This window comes from Pseudomonas sp. Sample_16 (assembly GCF_004307665.1).
Lineage (GTDB): Bacteria > Pseudomonadota > Gammaproteobacteria > Pseudomonadales > Pseudomonadaceae > Aquipseudomonas.
The window spans coordinates 1-13,597 of record NZ_RCOB01000212.1; the positions used below are offsets into that span (position 1 = coordinate 1).

Annotated in this window: 14 protein-coding genes; 12 read left to right on the plus strand and 2 right to left on the minus strand. The window is 59.0% G+C overall.

The window, feature by feature from the left end; translation table 11 throughout:
* The first annotated feature begins 224 nt into the window (after positions 1-224).
* The 6 genes from minD to D8U69_RS27770 all read left to right on the plus strand — a co-directional run bounded on the left by minD (position 225) and on the right by D8U69_RS27770 (position 6,016).
* A complete protein-coding gene (minD, locus tag D8U69_RS27750) occupies positions 225-1,037 on the plus strand; it encodes a septum site-determining protein MinD (protein ID WP_007974946.1) in 813 nt (270 codons plus the stop codon).
* 3 nt (positions 1,038-1,040) lie between these two features.
* Positions 1,041-1,295 (plus strand): cell division topological specificity factor MinE, encoded by a 255-nt coding sequence (minE, locus tag D8U69_RS27755; RefSeq protein WP_007974947.1) that lies wholly within the window; start codon positions 1,041-1,043, stop codon positions 1,293-1,295.
* A gap of 190 nt (positions 1,296-1,485) precedes the next feature.
* Positions 1,486-2,121 (plus strand): RluA family pseudouridine synthase, encoded by a 636-nt coding sequence (locus tag D8U69_RS27760; RefSeq protein ID WP_130908568.1) that lies wholly within the window; start codon positions 1,486-1,488, stop codon positions 2,119-2,121.
* Positions 2,122-2,218: 97 nt separating this feature from the next.
* The gene (locus D8U69_RS27765; protein WP_075948768.1) at positions 2,219-3,508 is read left to right on the plus strand and encodes a M18 family aminopeptidase; all 1,290 of its coding nucleotides are present in this window, start codon (positions 2,219-2,221) and stop codon (positions 3,506-3,508) included.
* Positions 3,509-3,606: 98 nt separating this feature from the next.
* Positions 3,607-3,783, plus strand: coding sequence for a hypothetical protein (locus D8U69_RS29570; protein WP_177336566.1), 177 nt, complete (start codon positions 3,607-3,609; stop codon positions 3,781-3,783).
* Between the two features lie 76 nt (positions 3,784-3,859).
* Positions 3,860-6,016, plus strand: coding sequence for a mechanosensitive ion channel domain-containing protein (locus D8U69_RS27770; protein WP_130908569.1), 2,157 nt, complete (start codon positions 3,860-3,862; stop codon positions 6,014-6,016).
* 62 nt (positions 6,017-6,078) lie between these two features.
* Here D8U69_RS27770 and D8U69_RS27775 read toward each other — a convergent pair whose 3' ends face one another.
* On the minus strand, positions 6,079-6,792 hold the full coding sequence (locus tag D8U69_RS27775; RefSeq protein WP_056853854.1) for a UTRA domain-containing protein: 714 nt from the start codon (positions 6,790-6,792) through the stop codon (positions 6,079-6,081).
* Positions 6,793-7,155: 363 nt separating this feature from the next.
* On the opposite strand from D8U69_RS27775, the gene D8U69_RS27780 reads away from it, so the two are divergent.
* The 6 genes from D8U69_RS27780 to D8U69_RS27805 all read left to right on the plus strand — a co-directional run bounded on the left by D8U69_RS27780 (position 7,156) and on the right by D8U69_RS27805 (position 12,472).
* On the plus strand, positions 7,156-8,220 hold the full coding sequence (locus D8U69_RS27780) for an ABC transporter substrate-binding protein (protein WP_056853855.1): 1,065 nt from the start codon (positions 7,156-7,158) through the stop codon (positions 8,218-8,220).
* Between the two features lie 142 nt (positions 8,221-8,362).
* A complete protein-coding gene (locus D8U69_RS27785) occupies positions 8,363-9,169 on the plus strand; it encodes an alkaline phosphatase family protein (RefSeq protein ID WP_056853856.1) in 807 nt (268 codons plus the stop codon).
* On the plus strand, positions 9,166-10,011 hold the full coding sequence (locus D8U69_RS27790; RefSeq protein WP_056853857.1) for an ABC transporter permease subunit: 846 nt from the start codon (positions 9,166-9,168) through the stop codon (positions 10,009-10,011). Before D8U69_RS27785 ends, D8U69_RS27790 begins: the two co-directional genes overlap by 4 nt.
* Positions 9,998-10,798: an ABC transporter permease gene (locus tag D8U69_RS27795; protein ID WP_130905388.1), complete on the plus strand. Its 801-nt coding sequence runs from the start codon at positions 9,998-10,000 to the stop codon at positions 10,796-10,798. Before D8U69_RS27790 ends, D8U69_RS27795 begins: the two co-directional genes overlap by 14 nt.
* Complete coding sequence (locus D8U69_RS27800) at positions 10,795-11,784, plus strand: ABC transporter ATP-binding protein (protein ID WP_130908570.1); 990 nt, start codon at positions 10,795-10,797, stop codon at positions 11,782-11,784. The genes D8U69_RS27795 and D8U69_RS27800 overlap by 4 nt, the downstream gene beginning before the upstream one ends.
* Before the next feature lie 34 nt (positions 11,785-11,818).
* On the plus strand, positions 11,819-12,472 hold the full coding sequence (locus D8U69_RS27805; RefSeq protein ID WP_056853860.1) for an HAD family hydrolase: 654 nt from the start codon (positions 11,819-11,821) through the stop codon (positions 12,470-12,472).
* A 105-nt stretch (positions 12,473-12,577) separates the two neighbouring features.
* On the opposite strand, the gene D8U69_RS27810 is transcribed toward D8U69_RS27805, so the two are convergent.
* A complete protein-coding gene (locus D8U69_RS27810; protein ID WP_056853861.1) occupies positions 12,578-13,540 on the minus strand; it encodes a zinc-binding dehydrogenase in 963 nt (320 codons plus the stop codon).
* Positions 13,541-13,597: the final 57 nt, after the last annotated feature.

Below are 13,597 nucleotides of genomic sequence, written 5' to 3' on the forward strand. Positions count from 1 at the left end.
GTGTTGAACATCATTCGGCTTTAACGGATACTGCCGCATTTTCCAAGCATCTCTAAAACGTAGCGAAAACGGCTCAAACGAAGTAGGAAACAGGCCAAAAGCAGTGTTTACCGGGGGTAAACGCCGCTCACAACCGAACTCCAGCCAAGGCTGTCCGACTGCAGTAGTTTTCAAGAGATGTTTTTCAGGGGCTAAAAGTCCTTTTTCCTTAGGGGTGAAACACCTTGGCCAAGATTCTCGTGGTTACATCCGGCAAGGGTGGTGTGGGTAAGACCACCACCAGCGCCGCTATCGGTACCGGCCTCGCTCTGCGCGGCCATAAAACAGTGATCGTCGACTTCGACGTGGGTTTGCGTAACCTCGACCTGATCATGGGTTGCGAACGTCGCGTGGTGTATGACTTCGTCAACGTGGTCAACGGCGAAGCCAACCTGCAACAGGCCCTGATCAAAGACAAGCGCCTGGAAAACCTCTACGTCCTGGCCGCCAGCCAGACCCGCGACAAAGACGCGCTGACCGTCGAAGGCGTGGAAAAAGTCCTGATGCAACTCAAGGAAGACTTTGAGTTCGTGGTCTGCGACTCCCCGGCAGGCATCGAGAAAGGTGCCCACCTGGCCATGTACTTCGCTGACGAAGCGATCGTCGTGACCAACCCGGAAGTGTCCTCGGTTCGAGATTCCGACCGCATGCTCGGCCTGCTGGCCAGCAAGTCCCGTCGCGCCGAACGCGGCGAAGACCCGATCAAGGAACACTTGCTGATTACCCGTTATCACCCGGAACGTGTGAGCAAAGGCGAAATGCTCGGCGTAGAAGACGTCAAGGAAATCCTCTCGGTAACCCTGCTCGGCGTGATCCCGGAATCCCAGGCGGTGCTCAAGGCATCCAACCAGGGCGTTCCCGTGATCCTCGACGACCAGAGCGATGCCGGCCAGGCCTACAGCGATACCGTAGATCGCCTGCTGGGCAAGACCGTGGATCATCGATTCCTCGATGTACAGAAGAAGGGATTCTTCGAGCGCCTGTTTGGAGGCAACTAAGCAATGAACCTTTTTGACTTCTTTCGTGCCAACAAAAAGCAAAGCACCGCGTCGGTAGCGAAAGAGCGTCTACAGATCATCGTGGCGCACGAACGCGGCCAACGCAGTACCCCGGACTACCTGCCAGCCTTGCAGAAGGAACTGGTCGAGGTAATTCGCAAGTACGTCAATATCGGGTCCGATGACGTGCACGTCGCACTGGAAAGCCAGGGCAGCTGCTCGATTCTGGAACTCAATATCACCCTGCCAGATCGCTGAGTCGATCCGGCTGGAGCCACGGCGGCTCGTTCATTCGAAGCGCCCGATGTAGGAGCCGGCTTGCTGGCGATGCAGGCAACGCAATGTGATTTACAACGCGTTGAAACAATCGCCAGCAAGCCGGCACCTACGCAGATCGGGGTGTGGGAATGATCGAGCCGCCGTTGGCGTTTGTTACGAGGCTGTTTTAATGCCGCTGTCCAATGTCCAAATCATTCATCAGGACGCCGCCGTTCTGGTGGTGAACAAACCCACCTTGCTGCTCTCCGTCCCGGGCCGGGCCGAAGACAACAAGGATTGCCTGATTACCCGCCTGCAGGAAAACGGTTACCCGGAAGCCCGCATCGTCCATCGCCTGGACTGGGAAACCTCCGGCATCATCCTGCTGGCTCGCGATCCCGATACGCACCGTGAGCTGTCCCGCCAATTTCACGACCGCGAAACCGAAAAGGCGTACACCGCGCTGTGCTGGGGCCAGCCCGAGCTGGACAGCGGCAGCATCGATTTACCGCTGCGCTATGATCCGCCAACCAAGCCACGCCATGTGGTCGACCATGAGTTCGGTAAAAACGCCCTGACCTTCTGGCGCGTACTGGAACGCTGTGGCGACTGGTGCCGCGTCGAGCTCACGCCGATCACCGGACGCTCGCACCAGTTGCGTGTGCATATGCTGTCGATCGGTCACCCACTGCTGGGCGACGGGCTCTATGCTCACGAACAAGCCCTGGCCGCCTGGCCTCGCCTGTGCCTGCACGCGAGCATGCTCAGCTTCACTCATCCGCAAAGTGGCGAACGCCTGCGCTTTGAGTGCCCGGCACCGTTCTAGTAGCCAATGCCCTCTGTACGGATTTGCTAGTCAGCAGTCCCCCGCCAATTCTCTGACCAATACGTTAAACTGGCGCCATTGCTGTCTGGAGCTTCTTATGCGCGAAGAGTTGAACCAAGGCCTGATCGACTTTCTCAAGGCCTCCCCTACCCCGTTCCATGCCACTGCCAGCCTTGTTCAGCGACTGGAAGCAGCAGGCTATCAACGCCTGGACGAGCGTGAGCCCTGGACCACCGAAGCCAATGGTCGCTACTACGTCACGCGTAACGACTCTTCGATCGTTGCGATCAAAATGGGCCGCCATTCGCCGCTGCACGGCGGCATTCGCCTGGTCGGCGCCCACACCGACAGCCCGTGCCTGCGGGTCAAGCCGCAACCGGAACTGCAACGCCAAGGCTTCTGGCAACTGGGCGTCGAAGTGTATGGCGGCGCGCTGCTGGCACCGTGGTTCGATCGTGACCTGTCCCTGGCCGGCCGCGTGACCTTCCGCCGTGACGGTAAGGTCGAGAGCCAGTTGATCGACTTCAAGGCACCGATCGCAATCATTCCGAACCTGGCCATTCACCTCAATCGTGAGGCCAACATGGGCTGGGCGATCAATGCCCAGACCGAATTGCCACCGGTGCTGGCGCAATTCGCCGGTGACGAGCGCGTGGATTTCCGCGCTGTGATCACCGACCAACTCGCCCGCGAGCACGGCTTGAATGCCGATGTGGTGCTCGATTACGAGCTGAGCTTCTACGATACGCAAAGCGCCGCGGTTATCGGCCTTCACGGTGATTTCATCGCTGGCGCCCGCCTGGACAACCTGCTGTCGTGCTACGCCGGCCTGCAAGCGTTGCTGACCGCCGACACCGACGAAACTTGTGTACTGGTCTGCAATGATCACGAAGAAGTCGGTTCCTGTTCTGCTTGCGGCGCCGATGGCCCGATGCTCGAACAAACCCTGCGTCGCCTGTTGCCCGAAGGTGACGAATTCGTACGCACCATTCAGAAATCCCTGCTGGTTTCGGCCGACAATGCCCACGGCGTGCACCCCAACTACGCCGACAAGCACGACGCCAACCACGGCCCGAAACTCAACGCCGGCCCGGTGATCAAGGTCAACAGCAATCAGCGCTACGCCACCAACAGCGAAACCGCTGGTTTCTTCCGCCATTTGTGCATGGCCGAAGAAGTACCGGTGCAGAGCTTCGTGGTGCGCAGCGACATGGGCTGCGGCTCGACCATCGGCCCGATCACCGCCAGTCACCTGGGTGTGCGCACCGTGGACATCGGCCTTCCGACGTTCGCCATGCACTCGATCCGTGAACTGTGCGGCAGCCACGACCTGGCGCATCTGGTCAAAGTGCTGAGTGCTTTCTACGCCTGCCGCGAGCTGCCGTAGATCCCCGTGCAAGAGCTGCCGCAGCCTGCGGCAGCTCCTGCACGGATCGCAGGAAATCCACCTAGACTTCAATTATCCCTTTCGACAAGGCAGTCGCCATGATCTCGCTATCCTCGTTCCACGCCATGCTGATTCCGATTCTTATCGGTATGTTGATGCTGGCAGTCGGCTTCAACTTTCGTGACAAAAATGCCGGCGTACTCGCCATGTGGCTCGGCATGCTGCTGATCCTTGCCACTGTGATCTTCAAGATCCTCGCCAAACTCAACGAATAAATTATCCCCCGACTCGCTTTGAATTTGACGGGCTCGTACACTCGGTCGATCCGCTCACTCTGAGGTTGACCGCCTAGTGTCCGCTCGTCTTTTCGCTCTGCCGTGTTTGCTCCTTGTCTGCCTGCTGTCGCTGCTGCCAGTGGCGCCTGCCCAGGCCGTGGGTTTGCCGAGCCTGCTCAACAGCTCCTCGAAAGCCCAGCCAGAAGCGCAGGAGCCCTTGGCTCAATCACTGGACGAAGTGATCAAGTCCCTGGAAAACGATCAGCAACGAAGCAAATTGCTGGCGGACTTGAAGAAACTGCGCGATGCCACGAAAAAGGCGCAACCCGTCGCCGAAGAGGGGGTACTGGGCCTCATTGGCGGCACGCTCGCCAGCTTCGAGAAACAATTTTCCGGCGCCGACAGCCCGATTACACGCTGGTCCAACGAATTCGACCAGGCCAAGGACGAACTCACGGCGCGGATACTGCCGGCCAATGAATGGCTGCCAATCATTTTCGCCTTTGCCCTGATTCTGATGCTCTGGAGCCTGCTGGCGGCTGCGTTGATCTGGATCAGCCACCGGGTGCGCATGCGTTTCGGGTTGACCGAAGAACTGCCACAGCACCCCAAGGCCGTGGACATGTTGCGCTTCGCCTTGCGCAAGCTCGGGCCTTGGCTGATTGCCTTGGTCATCACGGTCTACATGAGCTACGCCCTGCCGTCGTCATTGGGCAAAAGCCTGGCGATGGTGCTGGCCTATGCACTGGTGGTCGGCACCTGTTTCTCCGCCATCTGTGTGATCGCTTTCTCCCTGCTCGACGGCCCGCACCGCCACCGTGCCTTGCACATCTTGCGGCATCAGGCGTTTCGACCCCTGTGGCTGATCGGCAGCTTCGCCGCTTTTGGTGAAGCCCTGAGCGATCCGCGATTGATCGAAAGCCTTGGCGTGCACTTGGCGCACACGGCAGCGACGGTGGCCAACGTGTTGGCGGCGCTGTCCACCGGCTTGTTCATCCTGCGATTCCGTCGCCCGATCGCCCACCTGATACGCAACCAGCCACTGTCCCGCCGCCTGACCCGCCGCGCCCTCAGCGATACCATCGAAATCCTCGGCACCTTCTGGTATGTCCCGGCACTGGTGCTGGTGGGCATTTCCCTGTTCGCCACGTTTGTTTCTGCCGGTGACACCAGCACTGCCCTGCGCCAGTCGCTGATCTGCACGGTGTTGCTGGTGTTGTGCATGGTGATCAACGGCCTGGTACGTCGCCACTCCCTGAAACCGCAACGCGGGGTCAAACGCCACGCGCTGTATTCCGAACGCTTGAAAAGCTTCTTTTATACCCTTGCCCATTTGCTGGTATGGCTGGCGTTCATCGAACTCGGACTGCGAGTCTGGGGCATGTCGCTGATTGCGTTCACCGAAGGCGAGGGCCATGAAATCAGTGTCAAGCTGTTCAGCCTCATCGGCACGCTGATCTTCGCCTGGCTGGTCTGGATCCTCAGCGACACCGCGGTGCACCATGCTCTCACCCGCTCTCGCAAAGGCCTGGCCAACGCCCGCGCGCAAACGATGATGCCGCTGATCCGCAACGTATTGTTCGTGGCGATCTTCATCATCGCGCTGATCGTCGCGCTGGCGAACATGGGCATGAACGTCACGCCACTGCTGGCCGGTGCCGGCGTTATCGGCCTGGCCATCGGCTTTGGTGCGCAATCACTGGTGGCCGACCTGATCACCGGCTTGTTTATCATCATCGAAGACTCCCTGGCCATCGACGACTACGTGGACGTCGGCGGCCACCTCGGCACGGTCGAAGGCCTGACTATCCGTACGGTGCGCCTGCGGGACATCGACGGCATCGTCCACACCATTCCGTTCAGCGAAATCAAAAGCATCAAGAACTACTCCCGGGAGTTCGGCTATGCCATCTTCCGCGTCGCGATTCCTGCCAACATGGACATCGATAGCGCAATCAAACTCATGCGTGACGTCGGGCAGAAAATGCGCACCGATCCCCTGCAACGACGCAACATCTGGTCGCCACTTGAGTTTCAGGGTGTGGAAAGCTTCGAGTCCGGCAATGCGATCCTGCGCGCCCGGTTCAAGACTGCGCCGATCAAACAATGGGAAGTGTCCCGTGCGTTCAACCTGTCGCTGAAACGACACATGGACGAAGCCGGGATGGATTTGGCTATGCCGCGGATGAGCATTCAAGTGATGACGGCCGGTGGTGGACTGGAGAAGGGGTGATGCTGATCTTAAGTTTCAGTCCCGCCCTGATTAGCCTTCCCATGAATACGCGGCATTAGTATTCAAACGACATCAACGCCAACATGAATCGCATCATGCCGCCAAAACTCCAGATCGCAATCGATCAGCCGCTCATGCTGATCGTAATTGACCCGGGCAATCCGTAAGCCCGGGCTCCCCACCGACACCCGCAAGGCCGCTGCCGCATCCGCGGACAACGCCGTCGGCACAATCTCGAACCGCACCCGCCCGTAATGCAAGTCGTAATGTCGCGCATAAAGTTCGGTAATCGACTGGTTCAAATCAAAGTCCAGGATCCCCGGGAAAAACTGCGGGTTCAGATAATGCTCCACGTACAACACCAGGCGCCCGTCAATGCGTCGCGATCGGCAGATCTGAATCACGCTCGACAGCGCCGGCAACTGCAACCAGGCACAGACCGCCGCCGAGGCTGGCTGCAAACGCGCAGAGATCACTTCAGTGGACGGCACCCGCCCCTGCGCACCGACCATCGCGTGAAAGTGGCTGCGCTGCATCAGGTTATAGGCCAGGCGCGGTGGCGAGACGAACCAGCCCCGGCGTTCTTCGCGATAAATCTGCCCCTGGGCCTCCAGCTGCAACAACGCCTCGCGCACTGTAATGCGCGTCGTACCGAACAACTCACTGAGCTTGCGCTCGGCCGGCAGCTTGCTGCCAGGCGTCAGCAACCCATGGTCAAGTTGCTCCTGCAGCACTTGGCCGATGGCTGTCACCGCTTTTGTTGCCTCGTCGCGCATCAACGTTACCTATCTGGACTAGACCAGCACTGTTTCGGGGCAGAACCGCGCTGTAAATCGGCTCTGTCTACGTCCTGTAAGCGTAGGCAGTGCAGATGACTGAGAGATGACAAGTCTGGGGACGGGTCATCTGCAGGGCGCTTTAAAATCCGTGCAATACATCTGCCAAGTGCTTGTACTGCGGGCATTTGCCAATGGTCTACGCTTACTTGGCAGCCGTCAGTACCGGGCAAATAAAACGCCTGTCGGGCGACGAACGACATCAAAGTGTCATCCAGCCCCCCTAAATTGGCTCAGGTATTGCTGACCTAGACCAACACAAACCGCAATCGCAGCGTTGAACACGACCCAAGGAGCTTCGGAATGAAACAGTTTTTCCTGGCATCACTGTTAGGCTCGACCATTGCCATGTGCACCGCCGCCATGGCGGCTGATGATCTGAAAACCCTGGAAGCCGCTGCGAAAGCGGAAGGCGCAGTCAACAGCGTCGGCATGCCCGATGACTGGGCCAACTGGAAAGGCACCTGGGAAGACCTGGCCAAGAAATATGGCTTGAAACACATCGATACCGACATGAGCTCGGCCCAGGAAATTGCCAAGTTCGCCGCGGAAAAAGACAACGCCAGTGCCGACATCGGCGACGTCGGCGCCGCCTTCGGCCCGATTGCGGTCAAGCAAGGTGTGGTGCAACCGTACAAACCATCCACCTGGGACCAGGTACCCGACTGGGCCAAGGACAAGGACGGCAACTGGGCGTTGGCCTACACCGGCACCATCGCCTTCATCGTCAACAAGAAATTGCTGCACGGTTCCGAAGTACCCACCAAATGGGCAGACCTCAAGTCCGGCAAATACAAAGTGTCCATCGGTGACGTGAGCACCGCGGCTCAGGCAGCCAACGGCGTACTGGCCGCAGCACTGGCCAATGGCGGCGACGAGAAAAACCTGCAGCCTGCGTTGCTGATGTTTGCCGATATCGCCAAGCAGGGTCGCCTGTCGATGGCCAACCCGACCATTGCCACCATGGAAAAAGGCGAGATCGAAGTCGGTGTGGTCTGGGACTTCAATGGCCTGAGCTACAAGGCCAAAATGGCCAACCCGGATGACTATGTCGTGCTGATCCCATCCGATGGCTCGGTGATTTCCGGCTACACCACCATCATCAACAAATACGCGAAAAACCCGAACGCCGCCAAGCTGACACGTGAGTACATCTTCAGTGACGCCGGGCAGATCAACCTGGCCAAAGGTAATGCCCGTCCGATCCGTGCCGAACACATCACGTTGCCCGAAGACGTGAAAGCCAAGCTGCTGCCAAACGAGCAGTACAAAAAGGTCACGCCGATCAAGGACGCGGATGCCTGGGAGAAAACGTCCAAGGCCTTGCCGCAGAAGTGGAACGAAGAAGTCATCGTCGAAATGAAGTAATGCTTCATCTGTAGGAGCGAGGCTTGCCCGCGAAGCGGCACTGACATTCAACATCCCTGTTGGCTGAAAGTCCGCCTTCGCGAGCAAGCTTCGCGCCTATGGGTTTCGCTGATATTCATTGTTTTGCGGAGTCATCGCCCCTATGAATCACAACGTCATCCTTGTGGTGCTCGACGGCCTCAACTACGAAGTCGCCAGCCACGCCATGGGGCACCTGCAAGCCTATGTCGGCGCAGGACGCGCAGCGCTCTACAAGCTGGAGTGCGAATTGCCGGCCCTGTCCCGCCCTCTGTACGAATGCATCCTGACCGGCGTCACGCCGATCGACAGCGGCATCGTCCACAACAATGTCTCGCGCCTGTCGAACCAGCGCAGCATCTATCACTATGCCACTGACGCCGGGCTGAAAACCGCTGCGGCGGCATACCACTGGGTCAGTGAGTTGTACAACCGCTCGCCGTTCGTCGCGGCGCGTGATCGTCATACCGACAACCCCGACCTACCGATCCAGCACGGGCATTTTTACTGGAACGATCATTATCCCGACTCGCATCTGTTCGCCGATGCCGAAAACCTGCGTTTGCGCCATGCGCCGAATTTCCTGCTGGTGCATCCCATGAACATTGACGACGCCGGTCACAAGCACGGCCTCGAAACCGCGCAATACCGAAACAGCGCGCGCTCCGCCGACATCATCATCGCCGACTATCTGCAAGGCTGGCTCGACGCGGGTTATCAAGTGCTGGTGACAGCCGATCACGGCATGAATAACGACCGGTCCCACAACGGCCTGCTGCCCGAGGAACGTGAAGTTCCGCTGTTCGTGCTCGGTGATGCCTTCAGTCTCAATGCCGATGCCGCCCCGAAACAGACGCAAATCTGCGGCACCGTCTGCGAGCTGCTGGGCGTCCCCCACGACAAACCTGTGTGCCGGGAGCTGCTCAAGTGAATGCCATCACTCGCGGCAAATGGCTGGCGGCTTTGTGCCTGGTGCCCTTCGCTCTGTTCTTTATCGTGTTCGAAATCGCCCCGCTGGTGTGGGTGATGATCAACAGCCTCGAATCGGAAGAATTCGGCTGGGGCCTGGCCAACTTCACCAAGATTTTCAATTCGAAGTTCTATTTGCAGGCAATCCGCTACAGCCTCGAGATCAGCTTCTGGTCCAGCGTATTCGGCATCATCATCGCGGTGCTCGGCGCTTATTCACTGCGTCGGGTCGATTCGAAACTGCGCAACTTCGTCAACGCCTTCGCCAACATGACCAGCAACTTCGCCGGCGTGCCCTTGGCTTTCGCGTTCATCATCCTGCTCGGCTTCAACGGCAGCTTCACCATCATGCTCAAGCAGGCCGGGATCATTCAGGACTTCAACCTGTATTCGAAAACCGGGCTGATCATCCTCTACACCTATTTCCAGATCCCGCTCGGCGTGCTGCTGCTCTACCCGGCGTTCGACGCCTTGCGCGAGGACTGGCGCGAATCCGCTGCGCTGCTGGGCGCCAATGGCTGGCAGTTCTGGCGCCACATCGGCCTGCCGGTGCTGACCCCGGCATTGCTCGGCACCTTCGTGATCCTGCTGGCCAACGCCCTCGGCGCCTACGCCACGGTGTATGCCCTGACCACCGGCAACTTCAACGTGCTGCCGATCCGGATCGCGGCAATGGTATCCGGTGACATTTCCCTCGACCCCAACCTCGCCAGCGCCCTGGCCGTGGTGCTCGTGGCGTTGATGACCCTGGTGACCATCGTGCATCAGCTGCTGTTGAAGAGGAGCTACCATGTCTCGCGCTGAATTGGGACCTATCGGGGTCTACCACAGGGTGGTGGTCTACCTGCTGTTCGCGATCCTGCTGCTGCCATTGCTCGGCACATTCATCTACTCGATCTCCAGCAGTTGGTCGGCGACCATTCTGCCCAGCGGCTTCAGTATCAAATGGTACGTGCAATTGTGGAGCGACCCGCGCTTTCTCAGTGCTTTCGGCCAGTCGCTGCTGGTCTGTGTCGGTGCACTGGTCCTGTCGGTGGTACTGATCCTGCCGCTGCTGTTCGTGGTGCATTACCACTTTCCAAAACTCGATGCGCTGATGAACATCCTGATCCTGCTGCCCTTCGCGGTGCCGCCAGTGGTGTCGTCGGTCGGTCTGTTGCAGCTCTACGGCTCGGGGCCGTTCGCCATGGTCGGCACACCGTGGATCCTGATCGGTTGCTACTTCACTGTGGCATTGCCCTTCATGTACCGGGCGATCACCAACAACCTGCAAGCGATCAACCTGCGTGACCTGATGGACGCCGCGCAACTGCTCGGCGCCAGCACCTTTCAGGCGGCATTCCTGGTGGTGCTGCCGAACCTGCGCAAGGGCTTGATGGTGGCATTGCTGCTGTCGTTTTCGTTCCTGTTCGGTGAATTCGTGTTCGCCAACATCCTCGTCGGCACCCGTTACGAAACCCTGCAGGTCTACCTCAACAACATGCGCAACAGCAGCGGACATTTCACCAGTGCGCTGGTGATTTCCTACTTCTTCTTTGTGCTGGTCTTGACCTGGATTGCCAACATCTTGAACAGGGACAAAAGCGAATGAGCTATGTCAGCGTCCAACATCTTCAGAAAAACTACGCGGGCACCACGGTGTTCAGCGACATCAACTGCGAAATCCAGAAAGGCGAATTCGTCACCCTGCTCGGCCCGTCCGGTTGCGGCAAATCGACCCTGCTGCGCTGCATCGCCGGACTGACCTCGGTAGATGGCGGCAAGATCCTGCTTGATGGCATCGACATCGTGCCGCTGAGCCCGCAAAAACGCGGGATCGGCATGGTGTTCCAGAGTTATGCGCTGTTTCCCAACATGACCGTGGAACAGAACGTCGCCTTCGGTTTGCGCATGCAAAAGGTCAACTCGGACGACAGCCAGAAGCGCGTCGCTGAAGTATTGAAGTTGGTAGAACTGCAAGATTTCGCCGCCCGCTATCCCCATCAACTGTCGGGGGGCCAGTGCCAGCGCGTCGCCCTTGCCCGCTCGCTGGTGACCCGCCCTCGCCTGTTGCTGCTGGATGAACCGCTGTCGGCGCTCGATGCCCGGATTCGTAAACACCTGCGCGAACAGATCCGTCAGATCCAGCGCGAACTGGGCTTGACCACGATTTTCGTCACACATGATCAGGAAGAAGCGCTGACCATGTCTGATCGGATTTTCCTGATGAATCAGGGAAAAATCGTACAAAGCGGCGATGCCGAAACCCTCTATACAGCGCCGGTCGATGTGTTCGCCGCCGGGTTCATCGGTAACTACAATCTGCTGGATGCCGAGAGCGCGACGAAGCTGTTGCAGCGACCAATCAATCATCGAATCGCGATTCGCCCGGAAGCCATCGAACTGAGCCTCAACGGTGAACTCGACGCGCAAATACGCAGCCACAGCCTGCTGGGCAACGTGATCCGCTACCGCATCGAAGCCCGCGGCGTAGAGCTGGTGGTCGATGTACTCAACCGCTCGGCCTCCGATTTGCATCCCGATGGTCAGCGTCTGGCGCTTTCCATCGATCCGACGGCCCTGTGTGAGGTAGCCTGATGACCTTGCTGACGTTGAAGAGAGAACTGCACTGATGGCCCTGGCAATTTTTGATCTGGACGAAACCCTGATCCACGGCGACTGCGCCTCGCTGTGGAGCGAACAAATGGTCCGCCTCGGCTGGGTCGATGGCGAATCCTTCCTGCGTCGCGACAAGGAACTGATGGACGCCTACGGCCGAGGTCACCTGGCGATGGAAGACTACATGGCCTTCAGCCTGGAGCCATTGATCGGTCGTACACCGGCTGAGGTCGAACACCTGGTCGGCCCATGGGTGGAAGACTTCATCGAACCGATCATCTTCAGCGACGCCACCAAGACCATCGCCGCGCACCGCAAGGCCGGCGACCGCATCCTGGTGATCTCGGCCTCCGGCACGCACCTGGTGGCGCCGATTGCCGAGCGCCTGGGCATCGACGAGATTCTCGGGATCGAACTGGAGGTGGCCCACGGTGCTTACACCGGCAACACCGTCGGCACCCTGACCTACCGCGAAGGCAAGATCACCCGGCTGCTGGAGTGGCTGGATGCAGAAGAGGAAAACCTTGAAGGCGCGAGTTTTTATTCCGATTCACGCAATGATTTGCCGTTGTTGCTGAAGGTGGATTTCCCACATGTGGTGAACCCGGACCCGGTGCTGCGTGAACAGGCGGAAAAAGCCGGCTGGCCAATCCATATCTGGAAGTAACCCGCTCGTGTAGGAGCAAGGCTTGCCCGCGATTCAGGCGACTCGGTATGTTTGGCAGACCGTGTCATCGATCATCGCGGGCAAGCCTCGCTCCTACGGGGGTTATCAGGTCAGGCTTTCATCAATCACCAACACCAGCTTCCCAGCCACCGTGTTGCTCGCCAACTCTGCAAACGCCGCTTCGGCATCCTTGATCGGGAAGGCCTTGGCCAGTTGCGGGCTCAACCGGCCTTCAGCAAACAGCGGCCACACGTGCTGGCGCAGATCACTGAACAGATCCGCCTTGAACTGATCATCGCGGCTGCGCAGGGTCGAGCCCAACAGTTGCACACGCTTGGCCAGCACTTGCGCCAGATCAAGCCTGGCCTCACGGCCGCCCATCAACCCGATCAGCACCCAGCGCCCATCCAGAGCCATAAGCTTAAGGTTCAGCGCCGCGTAATTGCCTCCTACCGGGTCGAGGATGACATCGAACGGCCCCAGATCGCTCAAGCTCTCGAGATTGCCGCTACGGACCACACCGCCCTGGGCGCCAAGCTTTTCGCAATAGGCCAGCCGTTCGGCAGAACCGACACTGACCCAGCACGGATTTCCGAACGCCTTGCACAGCTGAATGGCAGCTGAACCGATTCCACTTGCTCCAGCGTGCAGCAGGACTTTTTCCCCTGGCTTGAGCGCAGCGAGTTGAAACAAATTCAACCAGACCGTTGCATACACTTCGGGCAACGCCGCCGCCTCCGCAAGCGACATTTCGTCGGGTACCGGCAGCACGTGCCGTCCGTCGACAACCACTTCCTCGGCCATCCCGCCCCCGGCCAGCAAGGCGCAAACCCGATCGCCAACTTGCCAGGAAGAACCCGGCCCGACCTCGCTGATCACGCCCGAACACTCTAGACCGAGCACCTTGCTGGCCCCAGGTGGTGGCGGATACAGCCCTGCCTTCTGTAATAAGTCGGCACGATTGAGTCCCGCAGCCGACACCCGGATGCGAACTTGTCCTACATCACACGCAGGACTCGGCTCTTCAAGCCACTCCACTTGACCGTCAACGCCTTGCAATGCTTTCACAGTGCCTCCATAGTGAGTCTGGACTGAGCCCGAAGCTGTAGCGCCGGGCTTTTTGCA

Bases quoted from the DNA above. Each gene is read 5' to 3' on its own strand.
- minE (WP_007974947.1), top strand. From the start codon at position 1,041: ATGAACCTTTTTGACTTCTTTCGTGCCAACAAAAAGCAAAGCACCGCG.
- D8U69_RS27760 (WP_130908568.1), top strand. From the start codon at position 1,486: ATGCCGCTGTCCAATGTCCAAATCATTCATCAGGACGCCGCCGTTCTG.
- D8U69_RS27765 (WP_075948768.1), top strand. From the start codon at position 2,219: ATGCGCGAAGAGTTGAACCAAGGCCTGATCGACTTTCTCAAGGCCTCC.
- D8U69_RS29570 (WP_177336566.1), top strand. From the start codon at position 3,607: ATGATCTCGCTATCCTCGTTCCACGCCATGCTGATTCCGATTCTTATC.
- D8U69_RS27775 (WP_056853854.1), bottom strand. From the start codon at position 6,792: ATGCGCGACGAGGCAACAAAAGCGGTGACAGCCATCGGCCAAGTGCTG.
- D8U69_RS27780 (WP_056853855.1), top strand. From the start codon at position 7,156: ATGAAACAGTTTTTCCTGGCATCACTGTTAGGCTCGACCATTGCCATG.
- D8U69_RS27785 (WP_056853856.1), top strand. From the start codon at position 8,363: ATGAATCACAACGTCATCCTTGTGGTGCTCGACGGCCTCAACTACGAA.
- D8U69_RS27795 (WP_130905388.1), top strand. From the start codon at position 9,998: ATGTCTCGCGCTGAATTGGGACCTATCGGGGTCTACCACAGGGTGGTG.
- D8U69_RS27800 (WP_130908570.1), top strand. From the start codon at position 10,795: ATGAGCTATGTCAGCGTCCAACATCTTCAGAAAAACTACGCGGGCACC.
- D8U69_RS27805 (WP_056853860.1), top strand. From the start codon at position 11,819: ATGGCCCTGGCAATTTTTGATCTGGACGAAACCCTGATCCACGGCGAC.